At 49.6% G+C, this 20565-nt stretch carries 21 protein-coding genes; 8 read left to right on the top strand and 13 right to left on the bottom strand.

All coding sequences use genetic code 11. The annotated features are described in order from the left end of the window. Nucleotides 1-163: 163 nt before the first annotated feature. Nucleotides 164-937: an exodeoxyribonuclease III gene (gene xth, locus ACY0JR_RS18535; RefSeq protein ID WP_462635654.1), complete on the top strand. Its 774-nt coding sequence runs from the start codon at nt 164-166 to the stop codon at nt 935-937. Between the two features lie 132 nt (nt 938-1069). On the opposite strand, the gene gldD is transcribed toward xth, so the two are convergent. The 4 genes from gldD to mutY form a co-directional block, all read right to left on the bottom strand. Next, a complete protein-coding gene (gene gldD, locus ACY0JR_RS18530) occupies nt 1070-1669 on the bottom strand; it encodes a gliding motility lipoprotein GldD (RefSeq protein WP_462635653.1) in 600 nt (199 codons plus the stop codon). Continuing rightward, nucleotides 1656-2894, bottom strand: a complete 1239-nt coding sequence (locus ACY0JR_RS18525; RefSeq protein ID WP_462635652.1) for a CBS domain-containing protein — start codon at nt 2892-2894, stop codon at nt 1656-1658. Before ACY0JR_RS18525 ends, gldD begins: the two co-directional genes overlap by 14 nt. Before the next feature lie 134 nt (nt 2895-3028). Beyond that, nucleotides 3029-3514 carry a single-stranded DNA-binding protein gene (locus tag ACY0JR_RS18520; protein WP_462635651.1) on the bottom strand — a complete coding sequence of 162 codons (486 nt, stop codon included), beginning with the start codon at nt 3512-3514 and terminating at the stop codon, nt 3029-3031. Between the two features lie 45 nt (nt 3515-3559). Continuing rightward, nucleotides 3560-4636 carry an A/G-specific adenine glycosylase gene (gene mutY, locus ACY0JR_RS18515; RefSeq protein WP_462635650.1) on the bottom strand — a complete coding sequence of 359 codons (1077 nt, stop codon included), beginning with the start codon at nt 4634-4636 and terminating at the stop codon, nt 3560-3562. A 191-nt stretch (nt 4637-4827) separates the two neighbouring features. On the opposite strand from mutY, the gene ACY0JR_RS18510 reads away from it, so the two are divergent. The 3 genes from ACY0JR_RS18510 to ACY0JR_RS18500 all read left to right on the top strand — a co-directional run bounded on the left by ACY0JR_RS18510 (nt 4828) and on the right by ACY0JR_RS18500 (nt 7902). Continuing rightward, entirely contained in the window at nt 4828-5133 is a 306-nt protein-coding gene (locus tag ACY0JR_RS18510) for an HU family DNA-binding protein (RefSeq protein ID WP_062543741.1), read from the top strand. Nucleotides 5134-5193: 60 nt separating this feature from the next. Then, nucleotides 5194-6078: a tetratricopeptide repeat protein gene (locus ACY0JR_RS18505; protein WP_462635649.1), complete on the top strand. Its 885-nt coding sequence runs from the start codon at nt 5194-5196 to the stop codon at nt 6076-6078. Between the two features lie 219 nt (nt 6079-6297). After that, entirely contained in the window at nt 6298-7902 is a 1605-nt protein-coding gene (locus ACY0JR_RS18500; RefSeq protein ID WP_462635648.1) for an Rne/Rng family ribonuclease, read from the top strand. 450 nt (nt 7903-8352) lie between these two features. On the opposite strand, the gene ACY0JR_RS18495 is transcribed toward ACY0JR_RS18500, so the two are convergent. Next, the gene (locus ACY0JR_RS18495) at nt 8353-9045 is read right to left on the bottom strand and encodes a porin family protein (RefSeq protein ID WP_462635647.1); all 693 of its coding nucleotides are present in this window, start codon (nt 9043-9045) and stop codon (nt 8353-8355) included. 62 nt (nt 9046-9107) lie between these two features. Here ACY0JR_RS18495 and gldB point away from each other — a divergent pair, with 62 nt between their 5' ends. Beyond that, nucleotides 9108-10103, top strand: coding sequence for a gliding motility lipoprotein GldB (gldB, locus tag ACY0JR_RS18490; protein ID WP_462635646.1), 996 nt, complete (start codon nt 9108-9110; stop codon nt 10101-10103). Nucleotides 10104-10132: 29 nt separating this feature from the next. Then, nucleotides 10133-11374 carry a glycosyltransferase family 4 protein gene (locus ACY0JR_RS18485; protein WP_462635645.1) on the top strand — a complete coding sequence of 414 codons (1242 nt, stop codon included), beginning with the start codon at nt 10133-10135 and terminating at the stop codon, nt 11372-11374. A gap of 4 nt (nt 11375-11378) precedes the next feature. On the opposite strand, the gene ACY0JR_RS18480 is transcribed toward ACY0JR_RS18485, so the two are convergent. The 4 genes from ACY0JR_RS18480 to ACY0JR_RS18465 all read right to left on the bottom strand — a co-directional run bounded on the left by ACY0JR_RS18480 (nt 11379) and on the right by ACY0JR_RS18465 (nt 14819). Beyond that, a complete protein-coding gene (locus ACY0JR_RS18480) occupies nt 11379-12887 on the bottom strand; it encodes a serine hydrolase (RefSeq protein WP_462635644.1) in 1509 nt (502 codons plus the stop codon). A 262-nt stretch (nt 12888-13149) separates the two neighbouring features. Next, complete coding sequence (gene nth, locus ACY0JR_RS18475; RefSeq protein ID WP_462635643.1) at nt 13150-13827, bottom strand: endonuclease III; 678 nt, start codon at nt 13825-13827, stop codon at nt 13150-13152. 187 nt (nt 13828-14014) lie between these two features. Then, nucleotides 14015-14245, bottom strand: a complete 231-nt coding sequence (locus ACY0JR_RS18470; RefSeq protein WP_462635642.1) for an anti-sigma factor — start codon at nt 14243-14245, stop codon at nt 14015-14017. After that, nucleotides 14220-14819: an RNA polymerase sigma factor gene (locus ACY0JR_RS18465; protein ID WP_462635641.1), complete on the bottom strand. Its 600-nt coding sequence runs from the start codon at nt 14817-14819 to the stop codon at nt 14220-14222. The genes ACY0JR_RS18470 and ACY0JR_RS18465 overlap by 26 nt, the downstream gene beginning before the upstream one ends. 113 nt (nt 14820-14932) lie before the next feature. Between ACY0JR_RS18465 and ACY0JR_RS18460 the strand changes: the two genes are divergently transcribed. Continuing rightward, nucleotides 14933-15142 carry a hypothetical protein gene (locus tag ACY0JR_RS18460; RefSeq protein ID WP_462635640.1) on the top strand — a complete coding sequence of 70 codons (210 nt, stop codon included), beginning with the start codon at nt 14933-14935 and terminating at the stop codon, nt 15140-15142. 108 nt (nt 15143-15250) lie between these two features. Here the strand turns inward: ACY0JR_RS18460 and ACY0JR_RS18455 are convergent, their stop codons facing one another. The 4 genes from ACY0JR_RS18455 to ACY0JR_RS18440 all read right to left on the bottom strand — a co-directional run bounded on the left by ACY0JR_RS18455 (nt 15251) and on the right by ACY0JR_RS18440 (nt 18844). Continuing rightward, the gene (locus ACY0JR_RS18455) at nt 15251-16138 is read right to left on the bottom strand and encodes a YitT family protein (protein ID WP_462635639.1); all 888 of its coding nucleotides are present in this window, start codon (nt 16136-16138) and stop codon (nt 15251-15253) included. 18 nt (nt 16139-16156) lie between these two features. After that, the gene (locus ACY0JR_RS18450) at nt 16157-16753 is read right to left on the bottom strand and encodes a DUF6799 domain-containing protein (protein ID WP_462635638.1); all 597 of its coding nucleotides are present in this window, start codon (nt 16751-16753) and stop codon (nt 16157-16159) included. A gap of 1029 nt (nt 16754-17782) precedes the next feature. Then, nucleotides 17783-18178 (bottom strand): group III truncated hemoglobin, encoded by a 396-nt coding sequence (locus ACY0JR_RS18445; protein ID WP_462635637.1) that lies wholly within the window; start codon nt 18176-18178, stop codon nt 17783-17785. Nucleotides 18179-18409: 231 nt separating this feature from the next. After that, the gene (locus ACY0JR_RS18440) at nt 18410-18844 is read right to left on the bottom strand and encodes a hypothetical protein (protein WP_462635636.1); all 435 of its coding nucleotides are present in this window, start codon (nt 18842-18844) and stop codon (nt 18410-18412) included. A gap of 185 nt (nt 18845-19029) precedes the next feature. On the opposite strand from ACY0JR_RS18440, the gene ACY0JR_RS18435 reads away from it, so the two are divergent. Then, on the top strand, nt 19030-20289 hold the full coding sequence (locus tag ACY0JR_RS18435; protein WP_462635635.1) for an MFS transporter: 1260 nt from the start codon (nt 19030-19032) through the stop codon (nt 20287-20289). The last annotated feature ends 276 nt before the right edge of the window (nt 20290-20565 follow it).

The raw sequence follows: 20565 nt of genomic DNA, 5'->3' as shown, positions 1-20565 counted from the left end.
GTGTAAAATTACAGAAAAGATAGCAGGCTGGCTAATGAGAATAGCCAGTTTGCGTAGATTGGTAACGAATATTGCTTTTGCCTGGGGACTGTTTTTCTTAGCCTTCAAGAAGCTTTACCCGTATGAAACTGAAAATTTTAAGGTTCCTTTAGCTACCTTGATCATGAAAATAGCCACCTACAATGTAAACGGAATACACGCCCGCCTGCCAGTTCTGCTCCGTTGGCTGGAGGAGACAGCGCCAAACGTGGTCTGTCTGCAAGAGTTAAAGACCCCGCAGGAAAAATTTCCCGAACAGGCCTTGCTGGACGTAGGCTACCAGGCCATTTGGCAGGGGCAGAAGAGTTGGAACGGCGTAGCTATTTTGGCGCGAGGTGTACAGCCGGAGGAAGTACGGAGAGGGTTGCCGGGTGACCCCGAGGATGACCAAAGCCGCTATCTGGAAGCCTTGGTGAGCGATGTACGGGTAGGGTGCCTTTACCTGCCCAACGGCAATCCGGCCCCGGGACCTAAATTTGACTACAAATTACGGTGGTTTGAACGGTTCACGGCCCATGCGGCTGAACTTCTCGCTTCAGAGACCCCGGTAGTACTGGCGGGCGACTACAACGTTATTCCCACTGAGCAAGACGCGTACAAACCCGAACGATGGGTAGAGGACGCCCTGTTTCGGCCTGAAACGCGCGCGGCGTTCCATAGCCTGATGGCCCAAGGCTGGACGGATGCCCTTCGCCAGCTTTACCCAAATGAGACCATCTACACCTTCTTTGACTACTTCCGGAATGCCTTTGGCCGGAATGCCGGTCTACGGATTGACCACTTTTTACTCAGTCCCAACCTTACCAATCGGCTGGTGGCCGGCGGGGTAGATCGTGAGGCAAGAGGCTGGGAGAAATCCAGTGACCATGCTCCGGTATGGATTGAGCTGAAAGATTGAAAACAGACACTAAACAGAAAGGCTTGTTTGGGAGGTGAATGCCATCCCAAGCAAGCCTTTCTGCACCTAAGAACTAATCGGTTTATTCCATTTAGACGCTGTTTTCCCGAAATCAGCGTCAAAACGGCGCTTCTACTTCACTTGGTCGGTCCAGTGCAGGGTGTTGAGCAGGTGTACGGCGTCTTTTTTCAGGTATTCAATGACGGGGGCCAGAGAATCATTGGAGGTGGAGGTTCTGAAGTAAAGGGCCCCTCTGAAGAAGTGTTTACTGCTGTCTGTGAGATAGAACTGGAATTGGCTGGGCACTTCACCCTCCAGTTCAAACACGCTGGCGGTAATGCCGGTAGGAGTTTTAATCTGGCTTTCTTCAATGGCGTAGGCCTTGATCTGGTGGCGGGACGTGAGTTTGCGCGCGTCTTCTACCAGGTCATTGAACATCTTAGGGTCCTGGTTGAAGTTCTTGTACGTAAGCTGAATATTCGCCTTAAAACGCGGATAATAAATATCAATCCAATGCGGTTCGGCAATGCGGGAAGAGTCTTTCAGGATTTTGGCGTACACCGAATGCTCAAACACGTAGGGGTGCCGCTCCTGCAAAGTCATGTACTTCGCTTCGGGCAGGTCAATGCGGTTAAAGCCTTTGGGTTTGGGCGTGTATTCTTCGGCGCAGCCGGCTAAAAACAACAGGCCACTCAGTAGGGAGACAAAATAGAAGGGATTATTCTTTTTCATTATGAGGGTGCGGTACTGCTTCGTGTACCCGTACTTTCTTTACTTTTTTACTGTCGGCGGCTTCAATCCGGAAAACATAAGGCCCCAGTTGGGTTTCGTCGCCGGTATGGGGTATGCGGGAGAAAAGGCGCAGCATCAAACCGGCTACTGACTCGGCATCGCCTTTGATGTCTTTTAGAAGCTCAGCGGGCGCGTCTACCACTTTGCAGAAATCGTGCAGAGAGGTGCGTCCTTCAAACAGGAACGTGTGTTCGTCCAGTTGCGAGTAATAATGGTCTTCCTCTTCGTCCAGTTCGTCATGGATCTCGCCCACAATCTCTTCAATCACATCTTCCAACGTAATGAGGCCGGTAGTTTCGCCGTATTCATTTACCACCAAGGCCATGTGCACGCGGCGTTCCTGGAACTCGCGCAGTAATTCGTCTATTTTCTTGGTTTCGGGTACAAAGTAAGGCGTTCTGATGAGGTTTTGCCACACATAGGTTACCGGCGCGTTGAGGTAAGGCAGTAAGTCTTTCACGTACAGAATACCGTCCAGCTTGTCCAGCCCATCGGTGTAGACCGGAATGCGCGAGTAACCGTACTGATGGACTTGCTTGAGCAGCGCGGGAAAAGGCAACCGCCGGTGCAAGGCAATCACATCTACCCTGGACCGCATGATTTGTTTGACCGTAATGGCGCTGAAATTCACGATGGCCTTCAACAAGCCCTTTTCCTCTGGCGAGGCAGGTTCTGTGGGTGCCTGGTCTAAGGAATGCGACAGTTCTTCAGACGGAGAAGGCGTACCGAAGGCGACTCTCGTTTGCCCTACCAAGCCCCGCAACGGCAGAATTAAGGAAACAAATGGCGACCCCAAGACTTGGGTAGCTTTCAGAACAGAAACCAGCACGGGGCCGGGAGAGGCCTCCTGCTTGCGCCTACCCCAATGGGAGAAATACCCCCGGAGTACCAATAGAAGAGTGGCCACCACCGCAGAGCCCCCCAGCAAAATGAGCCATGGGTTTATTGGGTAAAAAGCCAAAAGATGGGTGAAAAGCCAATAACTGCACAGACCCGCTAGCAAATGAAGCGTTGCCGTGAGGAAAACACCCGCCAACAGCACGTTCTCCGGCTTCTCATAGAGCGCTGGTTTGGGCGAGGCCGTCTTTGAGTTGGAAGTGCTGAGAAACTGTTGGTAAGCCGCCAGAGAAGCGGTTATGGCTAGGTTGCCGCCTAAAAGCAGCACGAAGAGGGCAAAAGGGAGAACCCATTCCGTTTCATGAGAAACCGGAAGAGCTAAAAGTAAGAGAGAGCCCCAACTGGAGGGCTCTCCTAATGGAGGTATACTTTCCAAAAGTCAAATTTTGGTTCAACAATAGATTAGAAAGGCAGGTCGTCTGGCTCTTCGTCATAGGCTACAGACTTGGAGCTTCCGCCTTTGCTCTGACCGCCGTTGCCGCCACTAGTGCTGTTTACGCTAGCAGCAGGTGCCTCGTTGCTGTAGCTTCCGCCGCCCTGCGCTGCGCCGCCTTCAGGCCGGCCGCCCAGCATGGTCATGTTGTCAGCCACAATCTCTGTGTTGTAGCGTTGCACGCCGTCTTTGTCCTGGTAGCTGTTGGTCCTGATTCTGCCTTCAATGTACACAGACTGGCCTTTTTTGACGTATTTCTCCGCCACCTCGGCCAGGCCGCGCCATACTACAATATTATGCCATTCGGTGCGCTCCTGGCGCTCGCCGTTCTTGTCTTTGAATGTTTCAGAAGTAGCTAACGGGAAACGGGCCACGGCCACACCACCTTCTAAGTGGCGCACTTCCGGGTCTTTGCCAAGGTTGCCGATTAAGATAACTTTATTAATGCTTGCCATAAAGTAGAATCTGGTGGTTTGAAATTGATTTAGCTTATAAAAATACTAAAAAAAATGCGCATGTAAAAACGAATGTATTAAAATTGGCTTGGGCAATGCTTCTATTTCATCCAAAGAATATAGTTGTAAGCCAATATTTTGTTCTGTTTCCTCCCTTAAACGAGAAGGAAGCGAAATGAGATAGAATTGAGCCGATATTTTTTGATGGCTCAGGACATGTTTGTACACCTTGCCGGTGCTCCTAAAAGGCATAGCCGGAAGGCCTAAAGTTTCCGAAATCTGGGCCTGAAAAAGGCTGGGGTCCGGATGCAGGGTGTCAGTTTCAACGGTGAAAAAATCGTAGAGACCTTGCCATATGTCGTTTCCGGGTCGTTTTTTCAAATAGAGCTTGTTTTCGTGCTGCAGCACCAAGTAATGGAAGAAGCGCTGGCGGCTGCTGGTGGTTTTCTCTTTTACCGGCAGCACATTGACCAACCCATGCTGAAACGCGAAGCACTCTTGCTGCAAAGGGCAGAACAGGCAGTCTGGTGCCACCGGCGTGCACTGGATGGCCCCAAACTCCATAATGGCCTGGTTGTAGGTGTCTGGATTGTCTACGGGAATCTGGTTATTGGCAATCTCTTCAAAAACTTTCTTACTGGCTGGGGCGGCAATGTTCTCGTGCCGCCCAAACACCCGGGCCAGCACGCGGTACACGTTTCCGTCCAGCACGGCCACGGGTTCGCTGTACGCGAAAGAGGCAATGGCCGCCGCCGTATAGGAGCCCACGCCTTTCAACTGCAGCAGGCCCGCGTAACTTTTGGGGAACTCGCCGCCAAACTCAGAAACCACCTGTTTAGCCGTGTAATGCAGGTTTCTGGCCCGTGAGTAATAGCCCAATCCCTGCCAGAGACGCAATACTTCATCTTCAGGGGCGTTTGCTAAATCATGAACGGTAGGGAATCTTTCTATGAACTTTATATAGTAAGGTAAGCCCTGCCGTACGCGGGTCTGCTGCAGAATAATTTCAGAAAGCCAGATGGCGTACGGGTCTGTGGTCTCGCGCCAAGGCAAGGGTCGGCGGTGGCGCGGGTACCAGTTAAGAAGGGCATTACTGAAGAAGGTAGGGGTAGAAGTGGCCATGAAAAGGCTTTAACATATTGGTATGCTGAGGGTAGGCAGCGCAAAGACCAACAGATTTTTGAAGAAATAGTTTTATTTTGTGAAAAGCCCGCCTACCTTTGTGCCCCGATTTCAGGGTGCTGTGAATTTACGGCATAAGGTTTGTACAAACATATTCATCTTTACTCAATTACCCTTAAAAGATTAAACAAGTGACTAAAGCAGAAGTTATATCAGAAATTGCGGATAAGACAGGGATTGAAAAATCTGATGTTGCGGCCACAGTAGAAGCGTTTTTCAAAGTGGTGAAGGACTCCATGGCCGATGGTAATAACATTTACGTGCGTGGCTTTGGAAGCTTTGTGAACAAGAAGCGTGCGAAAAAGGTAGCCCGCAATATCTCTAAAAACACGTCTATCATCATTGACGAGCACTTTATCCCTTCCTTTAAGCCATCAAAGACATTTGTCTCTAAGATCAAAAACAGCAAAAAAATCAAAGAAACGGTAGTTTCTTAGTTTTTTGTACCTTTGCAGCCTTAACTATTTGCGTCATAATAATTTCTGGATAACAAGCTTATGTCAAAAGGTCGGATAGCCCTTATTCTTTCTGCCGTGGTGCTGGCTGTTTTGATGGCGTTGTTACCTAAAGTCATTATCAACAAAGATAAGAAAGGCACGTTTGCCGCTAACGGAGCCGCTGCCAGCGCAGACCAGTCTTCCCATGACCCCAACCATGAGGGCCATGAAGATCATGCCGCTGAAAACGCGACTCCCGCTGCTGCACACGTGGTGGCTACCCCTGCCCAGGTGAAAGAGATTGCGGAGTTACGCACCAAGTTCAACCAGGCTGGCAGCCCGCAAGCCAAAGGAAAGTTAGCAGACGAACTGGCGCAGAAGTACGCGGCCATTGCCAAGCATGACAGCGCGGGGTATTATTATGAGCAGGTAGCCCAGGCAAGACCAGGCGAGAAAAGCTTCCAGAAGGCGGCTGACCAGTATTTTGAGGCATTCACCTTTGCCGCTACGCAGGAACGCTCGCAGGAGCTGAGTGCCAAAGCGCAAGGCTTGTATGAGCAGGTACTGAAAAACAACCCTACCAACCTGGACGCGAAGACCAACCTGGCCATGACCTATATCTCCAGCAGCACGCCTATGCGGGGCATTACCTTGCTGCGGGAAGTGATCTCAGCGGACCCTAAAAACGAGAAAGCCTTGTTCAACCTGGGCGTTTTGTCTATCCAGTCTAATCAGTATGAGAAGGCGGTAGAGCGTTTTCAGGAGTTGCTGGTGGTAAATCCTAACCACGTAGAGGGCACCTTTTACATGGGCGTTGCGTTAGCCGAGACAGGGAAGAAGGCCGAGGCCCAGAAATCTTTCCTGAAGGTAAAGCAGATAAGCAAAGACCCAGAGGTGCAGGCCTCGGTAGACAGTTACCTGCAGCGCCTGAACAGCGCGCAATAAAACAGAGTTAAAATATTTTTCACACATAAAAAATCAACACTATGCCTTGCGGTAAGAAAAGAAAAAGACATAAGATCTCTACTCACAAAAGAAAGAAGCGTCTTCGTAAGAATAGACATAAGAAAAAATAAGGTTTAGGCCTTTGATTCTAAGAGCCCACATTACCCTTTAAGGTAATGCTGGGCTTTGGTATATTCTTCCAACTAAGCATCTAATACATTGAGTAACGAATTAATTATTAATTCTACTCAAGATGGAGAACGAATAGCCCTTCTTCAGGATAAGCGATTAGTGGAGTATCACTTCGACCGGAATGATACCAACTACTCTGTAGGAGACATTTTCCTGGGAACCGTGAAAAAGGTAATGCCTGGTCTGAACGCTGCGTTCATAGACATTGGGTACACCAAAGACGCGTTCCTGCACTACCATGATTTAGGAGAGAACATCAAGACTCTCAATAAATACGTGAAGATGGTGCAAACCCAGAAGAATACTCCTGCCAAGCTTACTTCTGTGAAGTTTGAGCCCGAAATAGACAAACTGGGCAAGATGGCCGATGTCCTGAAAAAAGGACAGCAAATCTTGGTTCAGATTGTAAAAGAGCCAATATCTACCAAGGGGCCCCGGCTCTCTTGTGAGATTTCCCTGGCCGGCCGGTACCTGGTGCTTGTGCCCTTCTCTAACACGGTAAGCGTGTCAAAGAAGATTGTGAGCAAAGAGGAGCGTACGCGTCTAAAACGCCTGATCACCTCCATTAAACCGGAGAATTTTGGCGTGATTATCCGTACCGTGGCCGAAGGCCGCGAAGTGGCGGAATTAGACAAAGACCTCCGTACCATGCTAGCCACCTGGGAAGAAGGCATTGCTAAGTTACGCACCGCCAAGGAGCGCGACAAAGTAATTGGGGAGCTAGGACGCTCCTCCTCCATGTTGAGAGACATCTTGAATGAAAGTTTTGACAGCATTGTGGTGGATGACGCCAAATTGCATGACGAAATCAGAACTTACATTGAAACCATAGCCCCAGATAAGCTTAATATCTTAAAGCATTACACGGGCAAGGTAAAGACCTTTGAACACTATAACATTGAAAAGCAGCTGAAATCCCTCTTCGGGAAGACGGTGAGCATTCCCGGCGGGGGATACCTGGTGATTGAACACACAGAGGCCCTGCACGTGGTAGATGTGAACAGCGGAAACAAATCCAACTCCGAGACGGACCAGGAAGCAACCGCGCTGAATGTGAATCTTACTGCGGCAAAAGAGGTAGCGCGTCAAATGCGCCTCCGGGACCTGGGCGGAATCATTGTAGTGGATTTCATTGACATGAAATCAGCCGACAACCGGCAACGCGTGCAGGATGTAGTGAAGGAGGAGATGAAGAAAGACCGGTCTAAGTACACGGTTCTCCCAATTTCCAAATTCGGCCTCATGCAGATTACCCGCCAGCGCGTACGGCCTGAGCAGAACATTGTAACCGGTGAGGTATGCCCTACCTGCGGAGGCAGCGGCAAAATATCTGCCAGTATTCTGGTAACCGATGAGATAGATCAGACCATTGAAGATCTATTGACCCGGCAGAATCAAAAGAACATTACGTTGTACGTGCATCCGTTCTTGCATGCGTATTACACCAAAGGAATTCTCTCCAAGCAAACGAGATGGTTCCTGAAGCACTTTAAGCGGGTGAACGTGATGAAAGATACGGCGCTTGCCCTCACAGATTTCAAGGTGATGGATGAACACGGCGACGAAATTGAGCTGAAATCGGCTTACACCGAAGTAAATGGGTTACAAGACCGCGCAGTAGAAACCGAGTAAACTCCTTCTAATGCCTGCGATATAAAAGAAAAGCCCCCGTTGTGAAACGGGGGCTTTTTCGTTACTGTAACTATCATTTTAGGCCTGTTTTCTCTAAAAGAAGGCTGCAACGGAATTAGAACCCGCGCCATTGTTGGCGGTAACCTTGTAGCTATTAGGCTAAGTAGAGGTAGGGCTATTCGTGCCATTGTTGGTGTTATCGCCAACAATCCTTTTTTCGGTTCCTTTCCCAAAACTGCCCTCAAACTGAATGGAGTAGAAGATGTTGGTGAGAACACCAAAGTTTTCCTCTGCACGAGTACCTCGTTATAGGGTAACGAGGCTACATTTCTTTTGTAGCGCCGTTACCCTGTAACAGCGTAGGCATTTGAGAGCACCAACTACGGCGGAAAACTTTTCAGGTATCTTTCGTTTCAGAGCTGTTTTCTCTGAAAGAGGGCTGAAACGAAACTAAAACTTAATGCCGAAGTCTAGGGCGACGGAGCTGTTCTTGAGTTCTACTTTGTTGTCATTGAAGAGTTTGGAGTAGTAGCCGTTGTCAATGTCGGTGAGGCCGCGGTGGTATGACAGTCCGCCGAAAAGCTTGGTGCTTTGCCCTAAATCCCACTCGGCCCCGGCGCTTACCAAAGCTCCAATCTCAAAGGTATTGAAACGTTTGGTGAAGCGGTCGCCGCTGTCATTGTCTACCTTGCGGTCGTTGACCTTGGCCGCCAGCATGGTGTTCAAAGAACCGCCCGCCTGGAAGTAAAGCCGCGTACCGTCAGAAATCTCATTGGTGAAAAGCTTGATGGTAAGCGGAATCTCCAGGTACTGCAGGTTAATGTCATCAGAGCCTGACCGGCGTACGCCCATTGCATCTGGCGTGATGTAGTCATACGCTACCTCGCCTCCTTTTGCGTTGTACAGTAAACCGGAGCTGAAGGCGTAATTCGCCCCGAAGAAATAGTCGGCAATGATGCCCATGCCGAAGCTGGCGCGGGCTCCGTCGTTCTTGAAGTTATATTGGTCTCTGGCAATGGTGCGGGTAGAGGTAATGGAGGGAGATACTTTCACCCCAATCTCTACTTGGGCAGAGGCTTCCTGCGAGCAGAAGAAAAGAGCGGCCAGAACGAAAACCAGGGGAGTAAAGCGAATCATCTTCATAGGGTAAGAGGTATTAAGAATTAGTACGTTAAATTTGCTTAAAGATAAAGGATAGAAAAAGGATGCGAGGCTATTTGTTGCTGCTGATTACTGTATTGTTAAGTGTGGGTTGTTCCAAAAAGGAAACGTGCGAAATACCGGAAGAGATATCCCGTATTCCGGTAGACCTGAAAATAGACCGATTGGAGCAACGCTTTTTCCAGATAAAAACTGTGCCAGAGATGCAGGCCTTTCTGCAACAAGAGTCGCTCCTGCGAGACAAGTTCCTGCTGCGCGACCGCTATCCTTCCCAGGAGCTGATGGCGCAAAGCCTCCTTCGGCTGGCCACCGACACCAGCATCCATAAACTGGCCAGACAGAGTGACGAGCAGTTCAAGGACATGCAAGACATAGAGCAGGGGCTGGAGAATGGCTTTAAATACGTGAAACACTTCTATCCGTCTTTCCAGGTGCCCAAGGTGCAGACGTTCATCTCGGGCCTCAGCCGTGATCTGCTGGTGAGCGATAGTCTGGTGGTGATGGGGCTGGACTTCTTCATCGGGAAGAAAGCCGCTTATCGGCCGCAGGCCCCCGAGTACATTCTGAAGCGCTACGAAAAAGAGAACCTGGTGCCGTCTGTGATGCTGCTGGTGTCCAACAAATTCAACAAGACAGATTTCGTGAACAAAGAGATGCTGGATGAGATGATAGACTACGGCAAGTCTTATTATTTCACGAAGCAAATGCTGCCCTGCACCCCAGACTCGCTCATTATCTGGTACAGTGACCAGGAACTAGCCGATGTGAACTACAACGAAGGCAAGATTTGGGCGCATTTTATTGAGAAAGGGTTGCTCTATGAAACCAGCCAGTTCATCATCAGGAAGTACATTGGTGAGCGCCCCAACGTGCCCGAGATAAGTGAGCGTTGCCCGGGCCGAGTGGCTGCGTGGGTAGGTTGGCAGATTGTGCGCAAGTACATGGAGAATAACCCAGACGTGACGCTGCAACAGCTTATGGAAGAGAAAGACGCCCGTAAGATTCTGGATAGGTCTAAATACAAGCCGCAGAAAAAGTAACGTACTTCCCTTGTTTTGGGCCAGTTTTTATGAAAACAGGCCTAAAAGTTCTTCCCGTCTTCGTCTCTATGCATATTGCGCTGTTTCACCAGTATCACCATAACCCAGACTGCCCCGCTACGTGCCGGCATTACACGTTTATGGCAGAATTGGTGAAACGGCATAAAATCACGCTGATCACCTCCAACGCCTGGGAAAGCAAACGCCTTACCAACTTATATGACTGGGTTCCGCCGGGAGTAGAGCTGGTTTCCATTGAGGCGCCGTATTCCAATAAAATGGGAGTGGTGCAACGCCTGCAAGCCTTCGGGTCCTTCGCAAGCAAGGCGTTTGTAAAAGGACTGCGGATGCCTAAGCCCGATGTGATTTGGGGTGTCTCTACGCCTTTGACTACCGCCTGGGCAGCGGCGCAGGTAGCCAGGTTCAGAAAAGTGCCCTGGGTCTTTGAGGTGCAGGACCTCTGGCCTTCTTTCCCTATTCAGATGGGCGCAGTACCCTCCGCATTGGTTCAGCGACAGTTGTACAAGATGGAAGCCTCTTTGTACCGAAGTGCGGCTCACCTTATTCCGCTTTCTCCCGGCATGGAAGCGTACATAGCGCAGCAAGGCATTTCTCCCCAAAAAATCTCGACACTGGTCAACGGCACTGATATTCCGCCGCAGCCTATCTCTTTGATAAAACAGAATGCTTTACGGGAACGCTTGAAGTTGCAAGGAAAGCAGGTGGTGCTGTACGCGGGCACGTACGGTCGGGCCAATGATATTCCCTTGCTGGTACACACGGCGAAACTGCTCCAAGATCATCCGGATATCTGCTTTGTGTTCACCGGGCAGGGTTTTGATGCTCCTTTACTGGAAGAAGCCGCAAAACAGCAACACAATATTCATTTGTTGGCCCCGCTTCCCAGGCATGAGGTTTTCAAGTTATTCTCTATTGCTGCGGTATCAGTGGTGTCGTTTATTGATTTGCCGGTGCTGGCGGTGAACTCGCCGGGGAAGTTATTTGACAGTCTGGCTGTAGGAACGCCCGTAGTGGTCACGAACCCCGGCTGGACAAAGGAATTGGTGGAGAAACATAGCTGTGGCTGGTATGTGCCCGCCAGTGACGTACGGGCGTTAGCAAACTCTTTGGTACAGCGTCTTGGGGAAAAACAGGGGATGGCGGCTATGCGGAAGAACGCGATGCAGGTGGCACGTGAGCAATTTGACCGTTTGCAGATGGTACCCGTTTTAGAGGCTATTTTCGAAAAGGTGACCCGAAACAAACGGTAAAAGACTACTCCTGCAACGCAATGTTCACCAGTTTCTGACCCCTGTCACCCAAGTAGGTCTTAATCAGTTTGTCATAGGAACGATAGCCGTCGTCTACGTTGGTGAAGATGATAAGCCCTTTCTTGGATTTGGGAAAAGCAAAGAAGATGGCCGAGGTGCCTTTGTCTGACCCGCCGTGCGATAGGGCGTATTCTCCGTTACCCAGATCGAACACCTCAAAGCCCAGCCCAAAGTAGAGTCCTTCTTTTGTTTTATGCTGGTGCGAAACCATTTCATTGAACGTCTCTTTGGAGAGGCCAGCCCCGTTCATGAGTGAGATCAGAAGTTTGCTGTAATCTTCCACCGTGGTTAAAAGGTCATCGGCGGCATTGGCACTGGTGTTTTTGTAGGTTTCGTACAGATCGCCTTGCGTGTCATGCCAAAGCGCGAACCGGGTTTCGTCTACCGTTTTATCCCAGTAGAAGCGGGTGTCTTTCATGCCCAACGGTTTGAAAAGTAGAGAATCAGCGAGTTGGTCCAGGGTTCGGTTGAATTTCTTTTCCAGTGCCTTTCTCAGATACTCCATGCCCTCGCCAGAATACTGGTACTTGGTCCCGGGATCGAACTGGAAAGCTAGCTTTTTGGATTCATTCATCCAGCGCCAGTTAGGAAAACCCGTCTGGTGGGTGAGGACATGGCGGGAGGTGAGTTTCTTACTTCTGGGATCATGGGCAATGTCTGGATCGGTCCAGTATTTGGCCAGCGGCTCGTCCAGTTTCCACTTCCCGGCATCCACCAGTTTCATGGTCACCAGGGTAGTAACGGGCTTGGCTAGGGAAGCCACGTTGAAGATGGTGTTGTATGGAGCCGGAGTGCCTTTTTTCAGCTCCCCAAAAACTTTGATCTGCTGCAGTTTGCCGTCGTTGATGATACCCAGGGCCAGAGCCGGGAATTTGTTGTCGGTGAGCCAGGCTTCCAGATCGGCATCATTGGTGAACACCTGAGCGCCCTTGTCTGGGGTGGAGGCACTCTGGTGGTCATAGCTCAAGCCCCGCAGGAATTTCCAACTTCCGTTTTCCAATTGCCACACATGTGAGAAGCGGGCGGTGCTGGCGAAGGTCTCTGCTTTGCCCGCCTCTTTCTCATAGAACCGGTGCCGCCCTGTCTGGATAGCGCCATAAAGCACGTTGTTTTTGAACAGCGGAAAAACCGCGGAACTGCCAGCTACCAATTCCCGGCGCGACTGGTAGGTGGTTGGGGATTTACACAATCCGTTCTTAAAACCAGCAATAAACTCCGCCTTGGAAGAGGTGATGCCGCCTTTGTCATGGTAAAATTCGAAATCATTGCTGAGGAGGTTCTCAAACTGACCAATGTTACAGGTATTGAATCCTACATTAAACATCAGACTGTCTTGCCGCATGATGGCCTTGTGCAGTTCTGCCGAAGCAGGTTCCTGTGCCTGACTTAGGAAAGGAGCCGAAAAGAAAGAGAGAAGCAGGGCCAGAACCCTGCGCGTTGTGGAAGTTATCATCACCTTTGGTCTTTTCTTTTGGAAAGCAATGGTATCCAAAGCACTGCTAGAAGAAAGACAGGCTAAACCTCTTTTACCCTCTGTGCTTAAGGCAAAAGCGCGAAGATTTTAGCAGCAAGGTGTTTTAAAGCCGTTTTCTGAAAAAAGCAGGCAAACTATGTGTGATGGAAATACTCATGCCGGAACTCTGTCTTGATTGTTCTTTCTAGGTGATGGGTAAGCAGGAAAAGATTTTGGCTGTGTTTTGTTTCAAACGGCTAGCTTAGCCCAATTTATTCTGTGGGTCATCTGGTTTGTTGGGCCAGTTCTTTTGGTAATAGGCGCAGAAGTGAGTGAGGGGGCAGCGTTCGCATTGTGGGGTGCGGGCGGTGCAGATGTAGCGGCCGTGCAGAATAAGCCAGTGGTGGGCTTTGGGGACCAGATCTACCGGAATGTGCTTCAACAACTCCTTTTCAACTTCCAGGGGCGTTTTCGCTTTGCTACTCACCAGGCCCAGTCGTTTGGAAACCCGGAACACGTGCGTGTCTACGGCCATGGCGGGCATGTTGAAAATCACGGAGGCAATGACGTTAGCGGTCTTGCGGCCCACGCCGGGGAGTAGTTGCAGTTCTTCAATGGAAGAAGGCACTTCGCCGTTAAACCGTTCAGTCAGCATTTTGCCCAGGCCTGCCAGGTGCTTGGCTTTGTTGTTAGGGTACGAGATGCTTTTGATGTAGGGGAAGATATCCTCGGCGCTAGCCGTAGCCAAAACCTCCGGTGAAGGGAAAGCCTCAAACAGGGGCGGCGTAACCAGGTTCACCCGTTTGTCGGTGCATTGGGCGCTCAGGACTACGGCCACCAGCAATTCATACGGGTTGCGGTAATCCAATTCGGTTTCGGCCTCTGGGAAGTTCTGGGTGAAATAGGAGATTAAATGGCGGTACCGCTCTGGTTTGCGCATGGGAAGCTTACGTCTTTTTAGACCCAAATTTACGGTTTTCGCCGTATGATGGCTAACCTTTGCCGGTAGGAACCTTCTGGTGTTTCAAAGGGCCAGAAGCTGTAAGTAATAGGTTCACCTGGGGTAAAACAGCAAGCGCTGATTGCCAGTAGACAATCAGCGCTTGCTGTTAGATGGCCTGCCTCCTTTACCGGTGCAGGGGTACGGTTTTAGAGTAAGTGAGAATGGCGTCGGTGACCCGGTCGCTTGGTTGGGTGAGCGCTTCCTCCAAGCTTAGCTGGGTGAGGAGCAGATCAGCACAGGCTTCGGCTAGTTCCTGATCCACCATTAAGGCTTCTTCCAGGGCAAGTCGTTGCGTCTTAGGCAGTTCGTTGTAAAGGTACTGTACTAGATCATGATGGGTAAAGGTTTTGGTCATAGGCTGTTTTATCATTGGACATTTTTTTGCGCAAGTTGATCAATGCGTATCTCATTCTGCCCAAAGCCGTGTTAATGCTAACCCCGGTAGCCTCCGCAATCTCCTGAAAACTCATATCAGCGTAGTGGCGCATGATCAGCACCTCTTTCTGCGCGGCGGGTAACTGCTGAATCAGTTCCCGCAGACGGGCATGGGTTTCCTCTTTAATCCGGATGGATTCCACTGATTCCTCAGAGAAGCTTAACGTGTTAAACACATTGCTGCCGTCTTCCAAAGTGATCATTGGGCTCCGCTTCTCCCTACGGAAGTAATCAATAGCCAAGTTATGGGCGATACGGCAGATCCAGGATGAAAATTTACCTTCTTCGTTGTAACGACCGCTTTTCATGGTATGGATCGCCTTCACAAAGGTTTCCTGTAACAGGTCTTCAGCTGTGTAGGTATCTTTTACTATAAGTAGAATAGTGGTGTAGACCTTACTTTTATGACGGGTCACCAATTCCTCAAACGCACTCTCGTTACCAGCGATATACGACGTTACTAACGCCGAATCATTAAGCTGTACTGTATTCATCTAAATCTACAATTAAAGTAACGTAGAGGTTTATGCCATATTGTGAGGTAAGGTGATTATTAAGATGGGTTTTATCTGATTACCAAATATAGAAAATAAGACGTCTAAATACAATGGGTAAAATAAAACTAAAAATATTTTTTTCATTGGAGAGACCTTTTCAAAAATCTGCTCAGAAAGCAACAGAAAGAAGAAAAACAACAAGCCTCAAAAATCACACCAATGCACTAGATCAGATCTTGAAGATACTACTTTCTACCAGAGAAATAAAAGCGATCTCCCCTTTTTTTTCTGCCAGAAAAAAAGAAAATATTTTTGGGTAAGAAGCATGGTGGCTCCTAACCTATTGAGGCAGAGCCTATCTGGGTAACTGCTTTTGGCGTTTACCTGCTACTTTCCTGAAATAACCCGAAAAAGAGAACCGGAACGAATTAATGGGAGAGAGGACGCTTCTTGATCATGCCGCCCGAGGTGTCATTGATGCTGTGGGTGATAAGGAAAGCGCTTGGGTCCAATTCCGTAATCAGGGATTTGAGGCGCTGCACTTCCAGGCGGGTAACCACGCAGTAGAGAATGTCTACCTCTTCGCCTGTGAAGCCACGCTGGCCTTTGTAAATGGTAACGGCCCGGCCCAACTGGGTGAGAATAGCCTGCCGCATAGTCTTGCTATGCACCGATACAATGGTGACGCCGGTGTATTCTTCAATCCCGTTAATGATAAAGTCAATGGTTTTGGAGGCGGTGAGATAGGTAAGCACCGAGTACATGGCCGGTTCGGCACCCAGGAGAAAAGCGGCGCCCAAGAAAAGGAACAGGTTAATGAGCAGAATCACGTCACCGATGGTGAGGCTGGTGCGTTTGCTTAAAAGCAAGGCCAGAATCTCAGTACCGTCCAGCACGCAGCCTCCCCTGATGGAGAGCCCAATACCCGCCCCCAGAAAAAAGCCGCCAAACACCGCTGTCAGCAATTTGTCATCGGTGATGGTGGGGAAATCCAAGGTGAGCAACAGCACGGCTAGTCCCAGTACGGCCAGTAAACTTTTCAGCGCGAAAGAGCGGGCGACCAAGGTGTACCCGGCAATCAGAAATGGGGCGTTTATGAAAAGAATCAGGAGCGGGAGAGGCGCGCCGGTGCTTTTGGACAACAGCATGGAAAGTCCTGTCACGCCCCCGTCAATAAAATGGTTGGGAATCAGAAAGCCTTTCAAGCCTACGCCCGCAGAGCAAATCCCGAAAACAATGAGCAGGGCATCACGGAATCTGCCCCAAGGACGCTTGATTTTTAAGGCAGAGAGTTTTGGGGGTAACGGCTGATTCAAGGAAGTGGAGGCTTTAGATTATTTAACCGCAGGGGACAGTGCCTGCAGTTGCTGGTTGATGGCTGTCAGTTGTTTGTTGAGGCCATTGTAGTAGGCTTCAATGTTTTTGCGCTCAGCGGGGGTAAGGTTGGCTTCTAATAGCGCCGTGCGTTGCTCCTGCAGTTTCACAATCTGCTCCAGCAACCGAATTCTTTTCTCCTCGGGCAGCGTGTAGGTCACTTTCTGCGCGCTGTTCCCCGCCGATACCATTTTGCCGTCTACCGTCTGTATTCTCACCTCGGTGTCTCCTACTACTTTCTTTTCGTGCTCTACTATGGTGGTAGGAGTGAAAATATCATCAGCTACCAGTACCACCCTGCCCTGCGGGTTGACGGCGTTTTTTGGCTTAAGGGTATAGTTCTGGCCATCTGGCAAACGTACCTGCCCGCTGGGTGAAACTACGGTGCCGCTGCTATATTGCACCGGCTCCTGCAGTTCATATAATTTGCCGCCCCGGTGCTGCACCAGCTTTCCCTGGTGCCAGAAAATGGTATTGTCCTTGATAGTAGCCCGTGTAATCAAATCTGCTTTCTGCTGCGCGAAAACTGCCTTTGGCGAGACAAGGAATGTCAGCATGGGCAATAAGCTGTATAGAACCAATCTTTTCATAGTCGTAGAAAGTGAATCTGGTGCTATATACGCGACTTCTTATCCCTACGATAAAGAGGAGAACAGTAGAAATTTGGCCTTTTGGTGAGTTTTAGTAAAAGGATGCAAAAAGGTTCTGTAAAAAGTTAAAATTTGGGTATATCCTTCTTGGTTTTAGGGGCGTATAGTCTAGTGTAAGGAATATGAAATAAGCATGATGTCTGAGTTAAGAAGTGAGTCAGAAAAGACTTAGAGATGAGAGCGAAGACAAATGCTTAGAATAAAGACTTCATGGCAACTAGGTGAGTTTTTTTCCGTTAAGGTAGTTGGTTGAAGCTATTAATGAGCTTTTTTCAATCTGTGATTAGCATATTGAGTAAAATAGATGCCTATGCTGTTAAAAACTTATAGAGTGATTAGACTGAAAACCAGTTGGTAACAGTTGATTTGATAAACATAAGCGTAATTGTATTATACTGGAATAAGGAAGTGTGGCGGCGATTTGAAAAGGTGTTGTTGGAATGCAAAACCGCCCGCTTCCTCTTCTTTTCTCTTTCCGAATGGCAGAATTTGAATAAGTGACCCGTACCGCCTGCCATCTAGTTATATCTGCATCCTAACCAAACAACAAAGGAAGCCCTGTAAGGCTTCCTTTGTTGTTTTATAGAGGAGCTTACTATTCCCAAACGTGAACTCAAGAATTCCCGTGCATTCCGTCTCTCTTGGAAGGGGGTAGGGGATGACAAAGCCCGTTGGAGAACCATCAGCAACAGCCATAAAGCAATTCAAAACGATTCTCGGGAATGCCTAATCAGCAAAAGTAATCATCCCCCTACCCCTTCCAAGGGGGACGGAATGCGTATTTGATTTAGGAAGAATGAAAGCTATAGAGACGGGGTGGATTGTCTCTCTTGTTTGATTCCTGGGTTCATGTGAAGCAAGGTTGTGCTGTAATACCCGACTACTAAGCATGTCTCTGCTTTTAGGGTACTTTCTGCAAAACCGGGCTCAAACGCTTTAGGAAGGTTTCACCAGTGGTGTGGCCCACAATCCCATTTTCATCTGGAAGATATTGGCAATGCTGGCGGCTTTCTGTTTCGCCTGTTCGGCCATAGCACCTACAAAAAGCTCGTCTACGGTTTGGGTGAAGAGGGCAATCCAGCGGGTAAAATGCGTACGTTCCACAGGCAGTGCCAGGTGTTTAGGGAACGGTTGTCCTTTGTAGGCCATAGAGCCAAACAACACGGTGCTCCAGAATTCATACATTTTGGGCAGGTGGTGTGCCCAGTCAACCTTAGCAAACTCGTTGAAGACGGGGCCTAATAAATCGTCCTGGTTTACGTGGTCATAGAAGGTGTCTACCAATCTGCGGATATCTTCTTCGGTCTGTAAATCTGCTCTGTTCTCCTGCATGCTCTTCGGCTTAAAATCTTTACTCTTTAACAACGCAAGAATAAGAATAGCTTCCTACGCCTGAAATGATTTTGGTCATTTTAGCTTCTTTTCTGGAAAACAGGCCAGTAATTCCTCTGCCGCGTTTCCAAACCGATTTTGTAAAAACGCTTCTTAAATAGGAGGCGGTATAACGCAAAAGGCCCGGGAGGTGAACCAACCGGGCCTAGTTTTATAATTAGAAATCAAGGTCTACTTTTCTACCTCTACTAACTGGCATCTCTTCAGCCAATACAAGGCTTCGGTTTCTGAGGTGAAGCCCTCAAAATCTGCTCCTATTCCGTACCAGGGCAAGGTTCTCATTTCTTCCCCCGATGCTTTTGTTTCAGGGTCATTGGCGTGGGCGGGTGAAAGCAGATAAGCGACATGTGTAATATGCCCTAACTGACCATGCAAAGCGGGAAAATAAGACTCGCGCAACCAAGTTACGTCTTCCTTAGAAAGAGGCCCGCGGCTCCGGAGGTCAAACAGCCAGTAACGGGCATGTGTGTCCTGCGCCAGCTCCAATACTTGCTGGTACACTTCCCGCACGGTGAATGCATACACCGGCTGTGGCCAACGCATAAACAACACGTCCAGGTCTGGGCGATAGGTGAGTGCAACGGCGTCTAAAAATGATGGAGACATAAACGGGATTATTAGGAGGTAAACTTACAACTTAATGTACAATGAGGGCTATTTCGCAGGCGAAATGTTTGTCAGGAGCAGAGAATATAGAGAACATCTATATTCTCCTGAACGTTCGTTAAAAACGCAGAATAAATGAACTCCATTGAAAAATGCAATACCTTTGCCTTCTTGACTTTTAACCCGTGACGACACCTACTCCTTTCCCCGAGGAGCGGCATGACCCCTATGCCGTTCTCCGCATCCCCGAATTCAGACGATTCATTTCTGCCCGCTTCTGCATTACGCTGGCCATGCAAATACAGGCCGTAGTAGTAGGTTGGCAGATCTATGACATCACCAAAGACCCTTTTTCCCTGGGGCTCATTGGGCTGGTAGAAGCTATTCCCTCCATTACGGTGGCCTTGTACGCCGGGCACGTGGCCGATATCATTCCGCGCAAGCGCATCATTGCCACGGTGCTTAGTGTGCTGCTTTTCTGTTCATTGGCGCTGCTATTCTATACCCTAGATGTTGGTAAAATCCTGCACGCCTTTGGGACGCTGCCCATTTACTCGGTTATTTTCCTGAGCGGCATTGCCCGTGGGTTTATGGGACCGGCCGTCTTTGCCTTTATGCCGCAACTACTCCCAGACCGGAAACTGTACGCCAACGCCATTACCTGGAGCAGTACTACCTGGCAGGCGGGCTCAGTGGCCGGTCCGGCCATTGGCGGACTGGTATATGCGTTTGGTGGCGTATCGGCGGCTTTTAGCGTAGATGCATCACTGGTGTTTTTATCTCTTTTGCTGTATAGCTCCATTGCCGGACGCCCACTGCCCATCAGCGAAGGCCCTAAACTCAAGATCAAAGAAAGCCTGCAGACGGGTCTCAAATTCGTGTTCGGGAACCAGATCATTCTGAGTGCGCTGGCACTGGACATGTTTGCCGTGCTCTTCGGCGGCGCCGTGATCCTGTTACCGGTTTTCGCCTCAGATATTCTCAAAATTGGTCCGCAAGGATTGGGCTTGCTGCGCTCGGCACCCGCTATCGGCTCCGTAACTATGGCCTTGTTCATGGCCTACCGGCCGATCACGTTCAGTGCCGGAAAGAAAATGCTATGGGCCGTGGCTGGCTTTGGCGCCTGTATTATTGGGTTTGGCCTGTCGCAGCTTTTCTGGCTCTCATTCGGGCTGCTGTTGCTGAGTGGCGTGCTGGACAGCATCTCGGTCATTATCCGCTCCACCTTAATTCATACGCTCACGCCTGAGCACATGAAGGGCCGCGTTTCTTCGGTGAACAACATCTTTGTAGGCTCCAGCAACGAGATTGGCTCCTTTGAATCTGGCTTGGCCGCAAAGCTTTTAGGCGTGGTGCCCTCGGTGGTGTTTGGCGGGAGTATGACAATTTTGATTGTGGGGTTTACGGCATGGAAGGCGGATAAGCTGCGGAAGCTGAGTTTGTAGAGATAGCTGTGCATGCAGTTTGCCATTGCTGGCGTGGCGGTGGGTTGATGCGGTGCCCTTATGCTTTGTTGTTGCATGGTTTCCCTCCGTGCGCTCACGGCCGCGAGGCCCCGTCTTCCCCTCGCGCACTGCCCTTTCGGCCTGCAATGTCTTTTGCGCTTAGTTTTGCCAATCCAAGGCCAAAAGCGAGGCGCGCTCGGGAAAGACTGGAAAGGGGAAAGTAGCAATGGACTTCTGCCCTCTAAAGCAGAGACTCCCCCTTTGAAGGTAGAGCCG

Source organism: Rufibacter sp. JT3400010 (genome assembly GCF_054956755.1).
This window is presented reverse-complemented; position numbering and strand designations above follow the sequence as displayed.

Excerpts from the sequence above, each read along its gene's own strand:
- gldB (WP_462635646.1), top strand. The coding sequence starts at position 9,108 with ATGCGAGGCTATTTGTTGCTGCTGATTACTGTATTGTTAAGTGTGGGT.
- ACY0JR_RS18485 (WP_462635645.1), top strand. The coding sequence starts at position 10,133 with ATGAAAACAGGCCTAAAAGTTCTTCCCGTCTTCGTCTCTATGCATATT.
- ACY0JR_RS18465 (WP_462635641.1), bottom strand. The coding sequence starts at position 14,819 with ATGAATACAGTACAGCTTAATGATTCGGCGTTAGTAACGTCGTATATC.
- ACY0JR_RS18505 (WP_462635649.1), top strand. The coding sequence starts at position 5,194 with ATGTCAAAAGGTCGGATAGCCCTTATTCTTTCTGCCGTGGTGCTGGCT.
- ACY0JR_RS18495 (WP_462635647.1), bottom strand. The coding sequence starts at position 9,045 with ATGAAGATGATTCGCTTTACTCCCCTGGTTTTCGTTCTGGCCGCTCTT.
- ACY0JR_RS18445 (WP_462635637.1), bottom strand. The coding sequence starts at position 18,178 with ATGCAGGAGAACAGAGCAGATTTACAGACCGAAGAAGATATCCGCAGA.
- ACY0JR_RS18450 (WP_462635638.1), bottom strand. The coding sequence starts at position 16,753 with ATGCTGACATTCCTTGTCTCGCCAAAGGCAGTTTTCGCGCAGCAGAAA.
- ACY0JR_RS18470 (WP_462635642.1), bottom strand. The coding sequence starts at position 14,245 with ATGACCAAAACCTTTACCCATCATGATCTAGTACAGTACCTTTACAAC.
- ACY0JR_RS18480 (WP_462635644.1), bottom strand. The coding sequence starts at position 12,887 with ATGATAACTTCCACAACGCGCAGGGTTCTGGCCCTGCTTCTCTCTTTC.
- ACY0JR_RS18440 (WP_462635636.1), bottom strand. The coding sequence starts at position 18,844 with ATGTCTCCATCATTTTTAGACGCCGTTGCACTCACCTATCGCCCAGAC.
- xth (WP_462635654.1), top strand. The coding sequence starts at position 164 with ATGAAAATAGCCACCTACAATGTAAACGGAATACACGCCCGCCTGCCA.
- gldD (WP_462635653.1), bottom strand. The coding sequence starts at position 1,669 with ATGAAAAAGAATAATCCCTTCTATTTTGTCTCCCTACTGAGTGGCCTG.
- ACY0JR_RS18460 (WP_462635640.1), top strand. The coding sequence starts at position 14,933 with ATGGGTAAAATAAAACTAAAAATATTTTTTTCATTGGAGAGACCTTTT.
- mutY (WP_462635650.1), bottom strand. The coding sequence starts at position 4,636 with ATGGCCACTTCTACCCCTACCTTCTTCAGTAATGCCCTTCTTAACTGG.
- nth (WP_462635643.1), bottom strand. The coding sequence starts at position 13,827 with ATGCGCAAACCAGAGCGGTACCGCCATTTAATCTCCTATTTCACCCAG.
- ACY0JR_RS18520 (WP_462635651.1), bottom strand. The coding sequence starts at position 3,514 with ATGGCAAGCATTAATAAAGTTATCTTAATCGGCAACCTTGGCAAAGAC.